The sequence below is a fragment of the Rhizobium sp. C104 genome (assembly GCF_022354505.1).
Taxonomy (GTDB): Bacteria; Pseudomonadota; Alphaproteobacteria; order Rhizobiales; family Rhizobiaceae; genus Rhizobium; species Rhizobium redzepovicii.
In genome coordinates this window covers 1,965,823-1,981,429 of record NZ_CP092348.1, presented here as the reverse complement: position 1 = coordinate 1,981,429, position 15,607 = coordinate 1,965,823, and the positions used below count along the sequence as shown (strand labels likewise).

Genomic DNA, 15,607 nt, shown 5'->3' with positions numbered 1-15,607 from the left:
AGAGACGCTGGAAACGCCTCGCCTTGGACGTTTCAAATTCCTGAAAAGACAACTGGGATTTGCACGAAAATACACGGCAGCGGTCGCGGACGTGTTGATGTGTCGAATAGCATTCTTTCGGCACGGGCACAATTGCGGCGCTTCGAGGCAATTTTTACGTGCGCGCGACATGCGTTCAATCCAGGCGATCCTTTCAACTATGAGATGTTTCTAATGGATACGGGAACGGAGCCCGATAGTATCGGGAACAAAAGAAGAAACCATTTGCGGGAACCCGGTAACCGACTATTCTATGATGCTGAAATATAGATATTATTCTATAACTTTGACATACTGGGATTTTAAAGCTTCTGATTGTGTAACTTTCGAAATATCGCAGCGCGGGATTGAATGCGCGCCTTTCGCAAACGCGAAAGACGCATAGTTCCTGCGGCGGTCAGGACGGCGAAACCATCAAAGTTGATAATGCGGAACGAACAGCATCCCGTCAAGGTTGTCGATGTTCTGGCAGTTCAGGACGGGACAGCGCGGATCGTCTTTCGAGGGGATATGCGTCCATTCCGCATAGTCGGTGGCATCGCAATAATTGCTGTTGCGGACATAGCGATCGTAAAGCTGCAGTCCGCGGGGAGACTGGTAACGGAAGATGACCGCACCCTGATTGTGAATGGCGGCGCGCACGCTGGCACAGCTCATGGCAAGCGGATTGTGGCGCGAGATCGCCAGCGCCGGCGATGCGGCGAGCACGAAAATGAGGGCAAGAGCGATTTTTTTCATCGAATCATCCTCAGGAGTATCCTGTTCATATATACGGGAAAGGCGTGCAGCCGGTTTCACGGAAATGCAAAAAAACCTGCGGGCCATGCCAATCGGCTTTGCAAGTGGAGAAGCGGACATGAACCACGACAGCTATACGGATGATTATCTCACCGGAATCCTGCATTCGGTAAAGACCATCGCGCTGACCGGCGCTTCGCCCAATCCGGCCCGGCCGAGCAACGGCGTCATGGGTTATCTGCTGTCGCGCGGCTACGAAGTCATCCCCGTCAATCCGGGGCAGGCGGGCAAGCAGATCCAAGGTCGCACCGTCTATGCCCGGCTCGCCGACATTCCCGTGCCGATCGACATGGTCGACGTTTTCCGCGCCGCCGAATATCTGGATGGGGTGGTCGAGGAGGCCTTAGCGCTGAGGCCGCTGCCGCAGATCATCTGGGCCCAGCTCGGCGTGCGTGACGACGCGGCCGCGGCAAAGGCGGAAGCGGCCGGAATCAAGGTGGTGATGAACCGCTGCCCGGCGATCGAATATCCCCGTCTCATCGCCTGACCTCGTTGGCTGCTCTCGTTGCTTGAGTCGCTGTCGGCTGAGACGGATTTTCCACCGAACGCCTATGGGTTGAAACGGATCGCGATTAACTTTCGTTAGCGACAGGCTATGATCCTGCCCGTCAGCAACAACTGGAGGACGACATGGCCAAGAACGATCCGGGATTCAACACGTTGGCGATCCATGCCGGCGCCCAGCCCGACCCGGCGACCGGCGCGCGGGTCACGCCGATCTATCAGACGACCGCCTTTGTCTTCGATGATTCCGATCATGCCGCCGCCCTCTTCGGCCTGCAGGCCTTCGGCAACATCTACACCCGCATCATGAACCCGACGCAGGCCGTGCTCGAGGAGCGCGTCGCAGCGCTCGAAGGCGGCACGGCAGCCCTTGCCGTCGCCTCCGGCCATGCGGCGCAGATGATCGTCTTCCACACCATCATGCGCCCCGGCGAGAATTTCATCGCCGCCAACAGGCTCTATGGCGGCTCGATCAACCAGTTCGGCCACGCCTTCGAGAATTTCGGCTGGCAGGTGCGCTGGGCCGATCCCGCCGACCCGGCAAGCTTCGAAAGCCAGATCGATGACAAGACGCGCGGCATCTTCATCGAAAGCCTGGCCAATCCCGGCGGCACCTTCGTCGATATCGCCGCCATCGCCGATGTCGCCCATCGCAACGGCCTGCCGCTGATCGTCGACAATACGATGGCAACCCCTTATCTGATCCGCCCGATCGAGCACGGTGCCGATATCGTCGTGCATTCGCTGACGAAATTTCTCGGCGGTCACGGCAATTCCATGGGCGGCCTCATCGTCGACGGCGGCACTTTCGACTGGTCGAAATCCGGCAACTACCCGATGCTGTCGAGCCCGCGGCCGGAATATAACGGCATGGTCCTGCACGCGACCTTCGGCAATTTCGCCTTTGCGATCGCTGCCCGCGTGCTCGGCCTGCGCGATCTTGGCCCGGCAATCTCGCCCTTCAATGCCTTCCTGATCCTGACCGGCATCGAGACGCTGCCGCTGCGCATGCAGCGCCACAGCGACAATGCGATCGCCGTCGCAAAGTGGCTGAAGGCGCACAGCAAGATCGCCTGGGTCAATTATGCCGGCCTCGACGACGACCCGAACCACGTCCTGCAGCAACGCTATTCGCCGAAAGGCGCCGGTTCCGTCTTCACCTTCGGCGTCGAGGGCGGCTACGAGGCAGGCAAGACGCTGGTCGAGGGGCTGCAGCTCTTCTCCCATCTTGCCAATATCGGCGACACCCGCTCGCTGGTCATCCATCCGGCCTCGACGACGCACCGGCAGTTGAGCGACGAGCAGAAGATCGCCGCCGGCGCCGGGCCCGACGTGGTGCGCCTTTCCGTCGGCATCGAGGACGTCAAGGACATCATCGCCGATCTCGAACAGGCGCTCTCGAAAATCTGACATCGGAGAGGTCCGTGACGACCATGGCAAATTTCATTCACTTCCGCATTGACGGCGTCGAACCGGAGTTCGGCGCCCGGAGCCCGGCCGGATCATCTCCGGCGATCCGCAATTCCGCAGCTGGAACCTGGAGGAAGCCGCAGGCGGGCTCTATTCCGGCATCTGGGAGGCGACGCCGGGCAAATGGCGGATCGTCTATGAGGAATGGGAATATTTCAGCCTGCTGTCCGGCCATTCGATCGTGACCGAGGATGGCGGCGAGCCGATTCATCTGAAGATCGGCGACCGGATGATCTTAAGACCCGGCTTCAAAGGGACGTGGGAAGTCGTTGAAACGACTCGCAAGGATTATGTGATCAAGGTCTAAGTAGCGCCGGTAAATCGCCGCCGTTGACGGCGGGCCTGTCCCGATTTGCGGCGAGGGCGGCCCGTTTTTCCTCAAATGCGTGCGCCTCTTTGCCGGATAGAAAGCTTTTAACCAATCCCATTAATCCGCCCTACATTGTCAAAATGCTATATCTTGTCTGCAGCGCATAGCGGACATGATGTCTCCTGCCGTCCCCCAGACATGGCCTTGCAATTAACATTTTGCGGAATTTGCATGTCGTCGACTCTTGCAGGTAGGCACGTTCGCACCCAAACGTCTTCCATCATCGCGACGACGGTCTGTTTCCTTGTCGTCGCCCTCATCCTGACCGGCTTGATGGCGCATGTCGTCGTCACGATGACCCGGTCGGCGAATGAGATCGATGATGCCAGGGCCACGCGCGCCGCCCGTGCGGCAATCGGAGCCTTTGTGGCGCGCCTGAGCGGGACGACGACTGACAATGCCATTTGGGACGATGCCTATAGTGCAGCCTCGTCTCCGACCGCGGCCGCTTGGGCCTATGAAAATTGGGGAAAGACCAGCGAGGATTACGCGCTGTATGACGGTGCGGTCGTCATCGGCCCCGACCGCTCTTCGATCGTCTCCGCCTATGCCAAAGGCAAGCCCTTCGAGCCGAGCGCCTTTTTCGGCGAAGGCTTTTATCGGCAGATCAGAGTAGCTGCCGATCCCGCGCGGGCGCCGGTGGTCAATTTCATCAAGACCGAAAGCGGCATCGCCCTGCTCGCATCGCAGGCGATCCAGCCATACGAGGCCGCCACCGAGCTTCCGAAGCTCAGCACACTGACCTTTTACAAGGAATTTTCGCCCGAGGTTCTCGACGCACTCTCGAACGAACATGAACTGGAGGGCTTACACCTTGAGACGAAGCCCAGGCCGGAATTTCTGAACACGCCGATTACAGACATGAAGGGGGCCGTCATCGGCTATCTCGTCTGGCCGAGCAAGGCGCCGGGAAGCACCGTGTTTCAGCAGGTGACGCCCTATGTCGCGGCCGCCGTCGCCATCCTTGCGCTGTTCCTGATCGGCGTGCTGATGGTCGGCGCGTCCGAGGCGCGGCGCCTGCGCCAATTGGCGCAAGCAGCGCTTTTCGAAGCGAGCCATGACAGCCTGAGCGGCCTGTTGAACAGACATGGTCTTCTCAACCTGTTGGAAGAGTTCGAGAGTTCGGGCTCTTCGCCGCCACGGCTTTATCTGGTCGACCTCGATGGTTTCAAGGCCGTCAACGATGCCTGGGGGCACGCGGTCGGCGATGATTTGATCCGGCTGGTCTCGAACGCGCTGACGGCCTGCCACCCCGAAGTCGTTGCCGCGGCGCGGCTGGGAGGCGATGAATTTGCGCTGGTGCATGTTGGGTCCGCCACCTGCGAAGATATGGAGAAGACCATTCTGGCGCTGTTTGCCGAGCCCTTCAAAATCGACGGCCGGACGATCGAAGTCGGCGCAAGCATCGGAGCTGCCGCGGGCGACGCAGACATCGAGCCCTTGGAGCTTCTCCGCAGAGCGGACATGGCCCTCTATCGCGCCAAGGCCAATGGCCGAGGCCAAGCGATCGAATACGACCCCGAGCTGGACGAGGAGCGCCAGCGGGTCGCCGAACTGGAAGGCCTTTTGAAAGGCGCCATCGGCAGTGGTGCGATCGAGGCCGTTTTTCAGCCTCTCGTCTCTGCGACGACAGGCGCTGTCACCGGTTTGGAAGCGCTGGCGCGCTGGCGAACGTCGACAGGAAACATCAGCCCGGAGATTTTCATTCCTCTCGCCGAGCGGTGCGGCCTCATCGATGCGCTGGGCGTTCACATGCTGAGAACATCGATCGAGCATGCCAGGAGCTGGCCCGATCTGGCATTGTCTGTGAACGTCTCGCCAATCCAGCTCTGCAATCCGGAATTTGCCGCCGAAGTGATTTCGGTCCTGCAGGAGCTCGACTTCGATCCAAAGCGCCTGACCTTGGAGATTACCGAAGGCGTCCTGATGACGAATCCGGATCAGGCTCGGCGGTCGATAGACCAGCTCAAGCGCGTCGGCATAAAATTCGCGCTTGATGACTTTGGCTGCGGTTATGCCAGCATTGGCGCATTGCGGCAGTTCGGGTTCGATCGCATGAAGATCGACCGCTCGCTTGTGTCCGCTCTCGATGAAGGCGCCAATGGCGCCGATGTTCTTCGGGCGACCATTTCGCTTGCCACCGCCCTGCAAATTCCCGTGACCGCTGAAGGCATCGAGAACAGCCGCCAGGCTGCGATCTTGCGAGAGGCCGGCTGCGATCAGCTTCAGGGGTATCTGATCGGCAGACCGATGTCGGCACGCGACATATCCAGCAAGCTGGAAGAACAGTCGGCCGCCTGACGCCGTGGATTTCGTGGCATATGCTCCGATCAGGCGTACCAACCAGCACTTTCCGCATCGATTGCCACATTTTCAGGCATGGCCGTCGCCGGGTCATGCGGCGGCTGTCTCGATAAGTTTTGTCAATCCGCGTTTTCAATCAAAAGGCTGAGGCTGCGGTATCACCGGCCGCTACGGCTGATCTGTCAGGGGTGGATCACCACTGCAGATCCAGCCGGTCAAGCCCGTGGAAATGATAGACATCCTTGACCACAGGCGTCTTCGCCAGCTTCAGACCGGAAAGCCGCTCGAAGAGGATCGGCAGCACGATGTTGAGTTCCAGCCGCGCCAGCGGCGCGCCGATGCAGAAATGGATGCCGGCGCCGAAGGAGAGGTTCGCCGCCTCGTTGCGGTCGGGCCGGAAGGCGAGGGGATCGGTGAATTTCGCCGGATCGAGATTGGCGGCGGCGAGGACGAGGCTGACCTTGTCGCCGCGCTGGAAGGAGACGCCGTCGATTTCGGCGGGCTCCAGCGCCCAGCGCTGGAAGATGTGGACCGGCGCGCAGATGCGCAGGGTTTCCTCGACGGTGCGCTCGGTCGTCGCCTCGTCACGGAAGAGCGCAGCCGGATCTGAGCCGCTTTCGAGGATGGTGCGCACGGAATTGCCGATCTGGTGCACGGTCGCCTCGTGCCCGGCATTGAGCAGCACGATCGTCGTCGAGATCAGCTCTTCCTCGGTGAGATACTGTCCCTTGTGCTCGGTATGGATCATGTGGGTCAGCAGGTCGTCGCGCGGCTCGGCGCGGCGCTCGGCGATCACTGTTCTGACGTAGTCGGAAAATTCCTTCGCCGCCCGTTCGGCCTCATCCTCCTGCTCGCGCGTGCGGCCGAACATGTACATGCGGACATAGGCGTGCGACCAGGCAAGCAGCTGCGGCCCCATCTCCTCTGGAATGCCGATCATCCGGGCGATCATCGTCACCGGAATGATGTCGGCAAAGGCCGAGAGCAGCTCGACCTCGCGCTTGTCGGCGAATCCGTCGATCAGCCGGTTGGCAAGCTCGGCAAGCTCCGGCTTCATCTTCTCGACATGGCGGGAGACGAAGGCGCGGTTGACCAGCGTGCGCAGCCGCGTGTGCTCCGGCGGTTCGAGTTCGAGCAGGGAATAGCGTTCCGAGAGATCGAAACTGGCAAGGTGCGGCATCGGCTCGGCAAGGCCGAGTTCCTCGCGGCTGGCGATATGCAGGATCTGCCGACCGAAGCGGCGGTCGCGCAGCAGACCGTTCACGTGCTCGTAACCCGTGAAGAACCATTGCTTCTGCTCGGTCCAGTAGAACGTCGGACAATGGGCGTGAAGTGCGGCATAGACGGCATTCGGATCGCCATAGAAGGCCGGATTGCGGGCGTCCAGCGAGACGTGGCGGTTGGATGAATCGATCGAGAGAAAGGGCGGTATCGTCATGACGCGAAGGCTTAGCGGATTTGCCGGGCCTCGGAAAGATGGCGGGGCGAGGGCAAGCCGTCCTGAAACGACGCGCCGATCGCATTAAGATCCGTGTCTAACCGTGGGGATTGACTCCGGTTTTCCGGTCAGCCGGCCCGCGACAGCGTGCCCATGCGCCGCAGCGCCTCGACCTGGTCGTCGACCGTCGGCACGAGTTCGCCGGCGGTGGTGCTCGGCGTTGCCGGGGCCGGGGCTGCGGCCTCGGCTTTGCCGAAGGTGACCGTGCAGTTGCGGCCAGCGCCCTTTGCGGCATAGAGCGCCCGGTCGGCGGCCGAGATCAGCTTGTCGATATTGGCTTCGAGCGAGGAGGCGAGCGCGATGCCGATGCTGACGGTGACCGGAACGATAGCTTCGCCGGTGCTGACGGGCAGGCGGCAAAATTCGGTTCGGATCGCTTCGGCGATCGCCTCAGCTTCGGTCTGGTCGGTGACCGCGGCGAAGGCTGCGAATTCTTCGCCGCCCATGCGGCCGAAGATGCTGTTTGGAATATACTGGCGGGCCATGCGGGCGAAAGCCGTCAGCACGGCATCGCCGGACTGGTGGCCGAAACGGTCGTTGACGCGCTTGAAATGATCGAGATCGAAGAGCATCACCGCGACCTGGTGTTGCTCGTCATGGGCTTTTTCCTGGATGGCGTCGAAATAGCCGAGCAGGCCGCGGCGGTTGAGCACACCCGTCAGCGAATCAGTGAGCGTGAGGGCGCGCAGGTGCCGCTCGGAGCGCTCCATGATCAGCCGGCAAGTGAAGGCGAAGGCGATGGTGAGCAGGAAGGCGCTTGCCATGGCGGAGGCGCCGCCGAGATTGGTTGCCTCGATATCGCTTGGCAGCGTCAGCGCCATCGTCAGCGCTGAGCCGAAGCACAGGCAGCCCTGGATGACGAAGACGCCCATCAGCTTGACGCGGGTGCGCTCGCGGCGCATGTCGCCGGCGGAAACCGCCAGGGCAAGCGCCGTCGCCCCTGTCGCCGAAGCGAGGTTGTAGAGCACCACCCGGTTTGAATAGTCGCTGTTGACCCAGGGCAGGAAGACGCCAGCGAGCCAGATCGCCGGCGGCAGCAGCGCCCACCATTCGATCTTCTTGCGGTCGAGCGCCAGAAAACCCGCCACCCAGGCGCTCTGGCCGAGCAGCGCGATGGCATTGCCGATCTCAATCGACAGCAGGCTGGGGACCTGGTCGCGCAGCGCGATCATCGCAAAACCGATGCCGGTCAGCAGGAAGCCGAGGCCCCAATAGAGATAGGCCTCGTTCCGGACATTGTGGCGCCAGGCGACGAACAGCACCAAAGCGAGCGTCATGGCCTCCGAACACCAGATGGCGAGACCTGTAGCGATATTGAACACGGCAGCAACCCCTTGCCCGTCTGTCTTATCGGGTGGCCTTGTCTGTCGGCCCCGATCTGTTGGCTTGCATCCTTGCCGAGGAAGCTCGCCACTTCCTTAATGCTGCTGCGCTGCGGTATGGTTTTGGGCGGATATCTCCCGGTAAGCTTTCCGCCGGGTAAATGTGTGTGAGCACTCTCGAATGGAGTAAGCATTCCTTCATCCTGTCATGGAGAAAAGCCGGGGAAGGCGGTGCCATAGGCTCGCCGTTAACAGGCGCTTGTTGGAAAGAGGCTACAGCCAGGGCCACCTTGCCCGCCTTCTTAACGTTATCCGCATGCGTGTCTTGAAGAGAAGGGCACGGACACTCTATGTAGGGATAAGACATTTTCTTTGATTCCCGGCGCCGGCCGGCGAGACGTTGACAAAGGACGCACATGAGAAACCCAGTCGATACCGCAATGGCCCTCGTGCCGATGGTCGTGGAACAGACCAACCGCGGTGAACGCTCCTACGACATCTATTCCCGTCTGTTGAAGGAGCGCATCATCTTCCTGACCGGTGCCGTCGAAGACCATATGGCAACGCTCGTGTGCGCCCAGCTTCTCTTCCTCGAGGCCGAAAACCCGAAGAAAGAAATCGCCCTCTACATCAATTCGCCGGGCGGCGTCGTCACCGCCGGCATGGCGATCTACGACACGATGCAGTTCATCAAGCCGGCGGTTTCGACGCTCTGCATCGGCCAGGCCGCATCCATGGGCTCGCTGCTGCTGGCCGCCGGCCACAAGGATATGCGCTTCGCCACGCCGAATTCCCGCATCATGGTGCATCAGCCGTCGGGCGGCTTCCAGGGCCAGGCCTCGGACATCGAACGCCACGCCCGCGACATCCTGAAGATGAAGCGCCGCCTGAACGAGGTCTATGTCAAGCACACCGGCCGCACCTACGAGGAAGTTGAAAAGACCCTCGATCGTGACCATTTCATGGATGCGGACGAAGCCCAGGGCTGGGGCGTGATCGACAAGGTTCTGACGTCGCGCCTCGAAATGGAAGGCGAACAGGCCTAGTAATTAATTGGGATGGTGTTTTCGTCGCCACAGTTCTATCTCATTTGTGATCGAACAAGGCTTTCAACTGGCGACGAAGACGCTAATAGTAGCTATTAATGCTATGTTGAAATTTTATGACATAGCATCGGCATTCGAAGGGGAATTCGTTGCCACCGGAACCCGGACATGATCGATTGGGCCCGGTTCGTAGCCCCTGAAGCCCTTCTCGGCAAAGGCTCCGGTGACGGAGTGCCGCCAGGAGCTGATTGAGTGGACCGCGATTTCGCCTTGAAATGCGGCGTGCTGGAAGGAAAGTGATATGAGCAAGGTCAGCGGCAGCAACGGCGGCGACTCCAAGAACACACTCTATTGTTCGTTCTGCGGAAAGAGCCAGCACGAAGTCCGGAAACTGATTGCCGGACCGACCGTCTTCATCTGCGATGAATGCGTCGAATTGTGCATGGACATCATCCGCGAGGAGAACAAGTCCTCGATGGTCAAGTCCCGCGACGGCGTTCCGACGCCCCAGGACATCATCAAGGTCCTCGACGAATACGTCATCGGCCAGCGGCAGGCGAAGAAGATCTTGTCGGTCGCCGTTCACAACCATTACAAGCGCCTGGCGCACGCCTCCAAGAACGGCGAAGTCGAGCTGGCGAAGTCGAACATCATGCTGGTCGGCCCGACCGGCTGCGGCAAGACCTATCTCGCCCAGACGCTCGCCCGCATCATCGACGTTCCGTTCACCATGGCCGATGCGACGACGCTGACCGAAGCCGGTTACGTCGGCGAAGACGTCGAAAACATCATCCTCAAGCTTCTGCAGTCGGCCGACTACAATGTCGAGCGCGCCCAGCGCGGCATCGTCTATATCGACGAAGTCGACAAGATTTCGCGCAAGTCCGACAATCCGTCGATCACCCGCGACGTCTCGGGCGAGGGCGTGCAGCAGGCGCTGTTGAAGATCATGGAAGGCACGGTCGCTTCCGTTCCGCCGCAGGGCGGCCGCAAGCATCCGCAGCAGGAATTCCTCCAGGTCGACACGACCAACATCCTGTTCATCTGCGGCGGCGCCTTCGCCGGTCTCGACAAGATCATCTCCGCACGTGGCGAGAAGACCTCGATCGGCTTCGGCGCCACCGTCAAGGCCCAGGACGACCGCCGCGTCGGCGAAGTCCTGCGCGAACTGGAGCCGGAAGACCTGGTCAAGTTCGGCCTCATCCCCGAATTCATCGGCCGTCTGCCGGTTCTGGCGACGCTGGAGGATCTCGATGAGGATGCGCTGATCCAGATCTTGTCGGAGCCGAAGAACGCGCTGATCAAGCAGTATCAGCGCCTGTTCGAGATGGAAGACGTGGAACTGACCTTCCACGAGGATGCCCTGCGCGAAATCGCCCGCAAGGCGATCGTCCGCAAGACCGGCGCCCGGGGCCTTCGCTCGATCATGGAGAAGATCCTGCTCGACACGATGTTCGAATTGCCGACGCTGGAAGGTGTGCGCGAAGTCGTCATCTCCGAGGAAGTGGTGCGCGGTTCGGCCCGCCCGCTTTACATCTATGCCGATCGTCAGGAAGAAAAGGCCAACGCTTCGGCGTAACCTTTGCGCTTTCGCACGATTATTTTGGGGGCTTGCCATCGGCGGGCCCCTTTCTATTTGAAAAACCATCCGAGGCACTGTTAGTATTCTGCCGGTGGGAACCGGAATTGACTTTGCCGATGTTGGGAAGGGGCCGATGTTGTGCAAGGAAGAGTGCTTGGCAATGATGCCGTGATTCCGTAAGCCTATCGTCGGTGCTTGTATTTTAGTCGGTTGGAAGTGGTAAGCGCCGGTCCAGCCACGCGCTTCATAGTGTTGGTGTTCCGTTGTAATAAAGCTGTCACATCCGGGGAACGCGGGCGTTAGCGTGGCTTGAAAAGCGTAGTCAGAACCTCCACTTGTAGCAACAAGTGAGAGTGCCGGCCGGTCCCAAGCGGCCGTGCAGAGAGCCCGGTAACGGGACGATGGAAAGGACTTAAAAATGACGAAGAAAACGTCTGTAGCGAGCAGCACTGCCTACCCTGTTCTGCCTTTGCGCGACATCGTGGTTTTCCCGCATATGATCGTGCCGCTGTTCGTCGGACGGGAAAAGTCGATCCGTGCGCTCGAAGAGGTCATGGGTTCCGACAAGCAGATCATGCTGGTGACGCAGATCAACGCCAGTGACGACGATCCGGATCCCTCCGCGATCCACAAGGTCGGCACCGTGGCGAACGTATTGCAGCTCTTGAAGCTGCCCGATGGCACGGTCAAGGTTCTGGTCGAAGGCCGCGCCCGCGCCGAGATCGACACCTATACCAGCCGCGAAGATTTCTATGAGGCGCTCGGCCATGTGCTTGAGGAGCCGCACGACGATCCGGTCGAGCTGGAAGCCTTGTCGCGTTCGGTCGTCTCCGAATTCGAAAGCTATGTGAAGCTCAACAAGAAGATTTCGCCTGAGGTGGTAGGTGCCGCCAGCCAGATCGACGACTATTCCAAGCTCGCCGATACGGTCGCTTCGCATCTGTCGATCAAGATCACCGAGAAGCAGGAGATGCTGGAAACCACCAGCGTCAAGGCCCGCCTCGAAAAGGCCCTCGGCTTCATGGAAGGCGAGATTTCGGTCCTGCAGGTCGAAAAGCGCATCCGCTCGCGCGTCAAGCGCCAGATGGAAAAGACCCAGCGCGAATACTACCTGAACGAACAGATGAAGGCGATCCAGAAGGAACTCGGCGACGGCGAAGAAGGCCGCGACGAGATGAGCGAACTGGAAGAGCGCATCGCCAAGACCAAGCTCTCCAAGGAGGCCCGTGAAAAGGCTGACGCGGAGCTGAAGAAGCTGCGCCAGATGAGCCCGATGTCGGCTGAAGCCACCGTCGTGCGCAATTATCTGGACTGGCTGCTCGGCATCCCCTGGGGCAAGAAGTCGAAGATCAAGGCCGATCTCAACAATGCCGAGAAGATCCTCGAAGCCGATCACTTCGGTCTCGACAAGGTCAAGGAGCGCATCGTCGAATATCTGGCCGTGCAGGCTCGCGCCACCAAGATCAAGGGCCCGATCCTGTGCCTCGTCGGCCCTCCCGGTGTCGGCAAGACCTCGCTCGCCCAGTCGATCGCCAAGGCGACCGGCCGTGAGTATGTCCGCATGGCGCTCGGCGGCGTTCGTGACGAAGCCGAAATCCGCGGCCACCGCCGCACCTATATCGGCTCGATGCCCGGCAAGGTCATCCAGTCGATGAAGAAGGCGAAGAAGTCGAACCCGCTGTTCCTGCTCGACGAAATCGACAAGCTCGGCCAGGACTATCGCGGTGATCCGTCTTCGGCCCTGCTCGAGGTGCTCGATCCGGCGCAGAACTCGACCTTCATGGATCATTACCTGGAAGTCGAATACGACCTGTCGGACGTGATGTTCATCACGACGGCGAATACGCTGAACATCCCTGCGCCGCTGATGGACCGCATGGAGATCATCCGTATCGCCGGCTACACCGAAGATGAAAAGCGCGAGATCGCCAAGCGGCATCTGCTGCCGAAGGCCATCAAGGAACATGCGTTGCAGCCGGAAGAATTCTCGGTCAGCGACGACGCTCTGATGGCGATCAGCCAGCAGTACACCCGTGAAGCCGGTGTGCGCAGCTTCGAACGTGAACTGATGAAGCTCGCCCGCAAGGCGGTCACCGAGATCATCAAGGGCAAGACGAAGTCCGTGCATGTGACGGCCGCCAACATCTCCGACTATCTGGGTGTTCCGCGCTTCCGCCATGGCGAAGCCGAGGGCGAGGATCAGGTCGGCGTTGTCACCGGCCTTGCCTGGACGGAAGTCGGCGGCGAACTGCTGACCATCGAAGGCGTGATGATGCCGGGCAAGGGCCGCATGACGGTCACCGGCAATCTGAAGGAAGTCATGAAGGAATCGATCTCGGCGGCGGCCTCCTACGTCCGCTCGCGCGCTGTCGATTTCGGCATCGAGCCGCCGCGCTTCGACAAGAGCGACATCCACGTGCACGTGCCGGAAGGCGCGACGCCGAAGGATGGCCCCTCGGCCGGCGTCGCTATGGCGACCGCCATCGTCTCGATCATGACCGGTATCCCGGTGAACAGACACGTGGCCATGACCGGTGAAATCACCCTTCGCGGCCGTGTGCTGCCGATCGGCGGTCTCAAGGAAAAGCTGCTCGCAGCGCTTCGTGGCGGCATCAAGAAGGTGCTGATTCCGGAAGAAAACGCCAAGGACCTGGCGGAGATTCCGGACAACGTGAAGAACAGCATGGAGATCATCCCGGTGTCCCGCATGGGCGAGGTGATCAAGCATGCGCTGGTCCGGCGGCCGGAGCCGATCGAATGGGACGGCACGGTGGAAACGCCTGTCATCACCTCGGTCGAAGGCCTCGACGAGACGGGCGCGACCATAGCGCATTGAGTGGCCTCGGCCACATTTATGCCCCATTGGCTGAAAAGACGGAAAAAGGCTGGCGAAAACGCCAGCCTTTTTTGTGAAAACGTCATGTAGACGCTTGCTTTTCCTTGATTTGCAGGGCTTTTGGGTTCCCGGCGGGCCTGATGAAACCTATTCTGCGCCTAGCTTACTTTTGAGTCGTTTCGTACCATTTAGAAAGGGGTGGAAACATGAACAAGAATGAACTCGTGTCCGCAGTCGCCGAAAAGGCAGGACTGACGAAGTCTGACGCGGCTTCCGCTGTTGACGCGGTTTTTGACGTTGTCCAGGGTGAACTCAAGAACAAGGGCGACATCCGCCTCGCAGGGTTCGGCAGCTTCACCGTTTCTCATCGTGCCGCATCGAAGGGCCGCAACCCGTCGACGGGCGCTGAAGTCGACATTCCGGCTCGCAACGTGCCGAAGTTCACGCCCGGCAAGGGCCTGAAGGACGCCGTCAACGGCTGATCTGAGATTATCCGCCAGCCGTAAACGAGACCGGCTGTGCAGGATTTGGGAGGGGTTCGGCTTTGCCGGACCCCTTTTGCTTTCGCCGCTTGCCGCATGCGGCGCATTGTTCTACGACAGAGCTGTTCTCAGGGCGGGGTGAAACTCCCCACCGGCGGTAAGGGTCTCGGCCCGAGCCCGCGAGCGCCTTCCCAAGCTGTCGCTTGGGAAGGGTCAGCAGATCCGGTGCGATTCCGGAGCCGACGGTCAAAGTCCGGATGGAAGAGAATGAGCATGGCCGCGTGCGGGGCAGGAGACTGCCAGCGTCAGCGTGCCGTCGCTCGTTGCGTCCTGATTTATGTTGGTCCCTGGTTTCGGATGAAAGACATGAATCAGAATTCCCTTGCAGTGTCGCAGTCGCGCGCCTTTGCCGGCGCAGCTTTCATGGTGCTTGGAGGCGTGGTCTTCTCGCTCCTCAACGTCGTCACCCAGTGGCTGACGATGAAGCTCGCCTTTCCCTCGGCTTCCGCGGCCTTCTGGCAATATGCTTTCGCATTTCTGTTCTCCTTGCCCTTCCTGCGCAAATCAGGCCTTTCGGCAATGCGCACCGATTATCCCTGGCGGCATATTGTGCGCGTGATCTTTGCCGCGCTCGGCGTCGAGGCCTGGATTTCCGGCCTTGCGTCGGTGCCGATCTGGCAGGCGATCGCCCTCGTCATGACCTCGCCTTTCTTCATCATTCTCGGCGCCCGCCTGTTCCTCGGCGAACGTGTCGGTCCTGTCCGGTGGGCGGCGACCGGTGTCGGCTTTGCCGGCGCGATGATCATCCTGCAGCCATGGTCCGACAGCTTCACCTGGGCAGCCCTGCTGCCGGTGCTCTCGGCGCTGTTCTGGGGCGCCTCGTCGCTGATCACCAAGAGCCTGACCGGCATCGAAAAGCCCGAGACGATCACCGTCTGGCTGCTGGTGCTGCTGACGCCGATCAATGGCGGCCTGGCGCTCGCGGCGGGCTTTGCCGTGCCGACGGGCACCGCGCTTGCTCTCTTCCTGCTGGCCGGCCTGCTGACGGTCGTAGCGCAATACCTGCTGACCCTTGCCTATGCCAGCGCCGACGCCGCCTACGTCCAGCCCTTCGACAATCTGAAGCTGCCGTTGAATGTGCTGGCCGGCTGGCTGTTCTTCGGTTATGCGCCGGCCGGTTATCTTTGGCTCGGAGCTGCTCTCATCCTTGCCGCCTCGCTTTTCATCATGCGCGACGAGATGCGCCGGGAAAAGGGCGGCCTGACGCAAACCGCGTGAAATGGCGGGGGCTGTCATGCCTCTGTCATGGCAGTCCCGCAGAAAACCCATGTTTCGACTATTCGACACATGGGGGAT

11 protein-coding genes, 1 pseudogene and 1 riboswitch are annotated in these 15,607 nt (G+C 60.6%); of the genes and pseudogenes, 9 read left to right on the top strand and 3 right to left on the bottom strand.

The genetic code is table 11. The features are described from left to right. Positions 1–453: 453 nt before the first annotated feature. Complete coding sequence (locus tag MF410_RS10970) at positions 454–777, bottom strand: hypothetical protein (protein ID WP_097627173.1); 324 nt, start codon at positions 775–777, stop codon at positions 454–456. Between the two features lie 118 nt (positions 778–895). Between MF410_RS10970 and MF410_RS10965 the strand changes: the two genes are divergently transcribed. The 4 genes and pseudogenes from MF410_RS10965 to MF410_RS10950 all read left to right on the top strand — a co-directional run bounded on the left by MF410_RS10965 (position 896) and on the right by MF410_RS10950 (position 5,482). Further along, on the top strand, positions 896–1,324 hold the full coding sequence (locus MF410_RS10965) for a CoA-binding protein (RefSeq protein WP_097627175.1): 429 nt from the start codon (positions 896–898) through the stop codon (positions 1,322–1,324). Positions 1,325–1,467: 143 nt separating this feature from the next. Next, positions 1,468–2,751: an O-acetylhomoserine aminocarboxypropyltransferase gene (locus tag MF410_RS10960; protein ID WP_097627177.1), complete on the top strand. Its 1,284-nt coding sequence runs from the start codon at positions 1,468–1,470 to the stop codon at positions 2,749–2,751. A 23-nt stretch (positions 2,752–2,774) separates the two neighbouring features. Next, positions 2,775–3,118 (top strand): annotated as a pseudogene (locus tag MF410_RS10955) (cupin domain-containing protein). A gap of 234 nt (positions 3,119–3,352) precedes the next feature. Continuing rightward, positions 3,353–5,482: a bifunctional diguanylate cyclase/phosphodiesterase gene (locus MF410_RS10950; protein WP_097627180.1), complete on the top strand. Its 2,130-nt coding sequence runs from the start codon at positions 3,353–3,355 to the stop codon at positions 5,480–5,482. A 196-nt stretch (positions 5,483–5,678) separates the two neighbouring features. Here the strand turns inward: MF410_RS10950 and MF410_RS10945 are convergent, their stop codons facing one another. Beyond that, complete coding sequence (locus MF410_RS10945) at positions 5,679–6,923, bottom strand: cytochrome P450 (RefSeq protein WP_097627182.1); 1,245 nt, start codon at positions 6,921–6,923, stop codon at positions 5,679–5,681. Between the two features lie 128 nt (positions 6,924–7,051). Then, on the bottom strand, positions 7,052–8,305 hold the full coding sequence (locus MF410_RS10940) for a GGDEF domain-containing protein (RefSeq protein WP_097627184.1): 1,254 nt from the start codon (positions 8,303–8,305) through the stop codon (positions 7,052–7,054). Positions 8,306–8,721: 416 nt separating this feature from the next. Between MF410_RS10940 and clpP the strand changes: the two genes are divergently transcribed. The 5 genes from clpP (at position 8,722) to MF410_RS10915 (ending at position 15,529) form a co-directional block, all read left to right on the top strand. After that, positions 8,722–9,351 (top strand): ATP-dependent Clp endopeptidase proteolytic subunit ClpP, encoded by a 630-nt coding sequence (gene clpP, locus MF410_RS10935; RefSeq protein WP_003573944.1) that lies wholly within the window; start codon positions 8,722–8,724, stop codon positions 9,349–9,351. A gap of 301 nt (positions 9,352–9,652) precedes the next feature. Continuing rightward, on the top strand, positions 9,653–10,930 hold the full coding sequence (gene clpX / locus MF410_RS10930; RefSeq protein WP_003573940.1) for an ATP-dependent Clp protease ATP-binding subunit ClpX: 1,278 nt from the start codon (positions 9,653–9,655) through the stop codon (positions 10,928–10,930). A 421-nt stretch (positions 10,931–11,351) separates the two neighbouring features. Next, complete coding sequence (gene lon / locus MF410_RS10925; RefSeq protein ID WP_097627185.1) at positions 11,352–13,769, top strand: endopeptidase La; 2,418 nt, start codon at positions 11,352–11,354, stop codon at positions 13,767–13,769. 206 nt (positions 13,770–13,975) lie between these two features. Continuing rightward, positions 13,976–14,251, top strand: coding sequence for a DNA-binding protein HupB (gene hupB / locus MF410_RS10920; protein ID WP_003573937.1), 276 nt, complete (start codon positions 13,976–13,978; stop codon positions 14,249–14,251). 120 nt (positions 14,252–14,371) lie between these two features. After that, a riboswitch (FMN riboswitch) is annotated at positions 14,372–14,524 on the top strand. A gap of 93 nt (positions 14,525–14,617) precedes the next feature. Next, positions 14,618–15,529: a DMT family transporter gene (locus MF410_RS10915; protein ID WP_097627187.1), complete on the top strand. Its 912-nt coding sequence runs from the start codon at positions 14,618–14,620 to the stop codon at positions 15,527–15,529. Positions 15,530–15,607 lie beyond the last annotated feature (78 nt).

Coding starts and splice junctions, on each gene's coding strand:
- MF410_RS10970 (WP_097627173.1), bottom strand. CDS start 777: ATGAAAAAAATCGCTCTTGCCCTCATTTTCGTGCTCGCCGCATCGCCG.
- MF410_RS10965 (WP_097627175.1), top strand. CDS start 896: ATGAACCACGACAGCTATACGGATGATTATCTCACCGGAATCCTGCAT.
- MF410_RS10960 (WP_097627177.1), top strand. CDS start 1,468: ATGGCCAAGAACGATCCGGGATTCAACACGTTGGCGATCCATGCCGGC.
- MF410_RS10950 (WP_097627180.1), top strand. CDS start 3,353: ATGTCGTCGACTCTTGCAGGTAGGCACGTTCGCACCCAAACGTCTTCC.
- MF410_RS10945 (WP_097627182.1), bottom strand. CDS start 6,923: ATGACGATACCGCCCTTTCTCTCGATCGATTCATCCAACCGCCACGTC.
- clpP (WP_003573944.1), top strand. CDS start 8,722: ATGAGAAACCCAGTCGATACCGCAATGGCCCTCGTGCCGATGGTCGTG.
- clpX (WP_003573940.1), top strand. CDS start 9,653: ATGAGCAAGGTCAGCGGCAGCAACGGCGGCGACTCCAAGAACACACTC.
- lon (WP_097627185.1), top strand. CDS start 11,352: ATGACGAAGAAAACGTCTGTAGCGAGCAGCACTGCCTACCCTGTTCTG.
- hupB (WP_003573937.1), top strand. CDS start 13,976: ATGAACAAGAATGAACTCGTGTCCGCAGTCGCCGAAAAGGCAGGACTG.
- MF410_RS10915 (WP_097627187.1), top strand. CDS start 14,618: ATGAATCAGAATTCCCTTGCAGTGTCGCAGTCGCGCGCCTTTGCCGGC.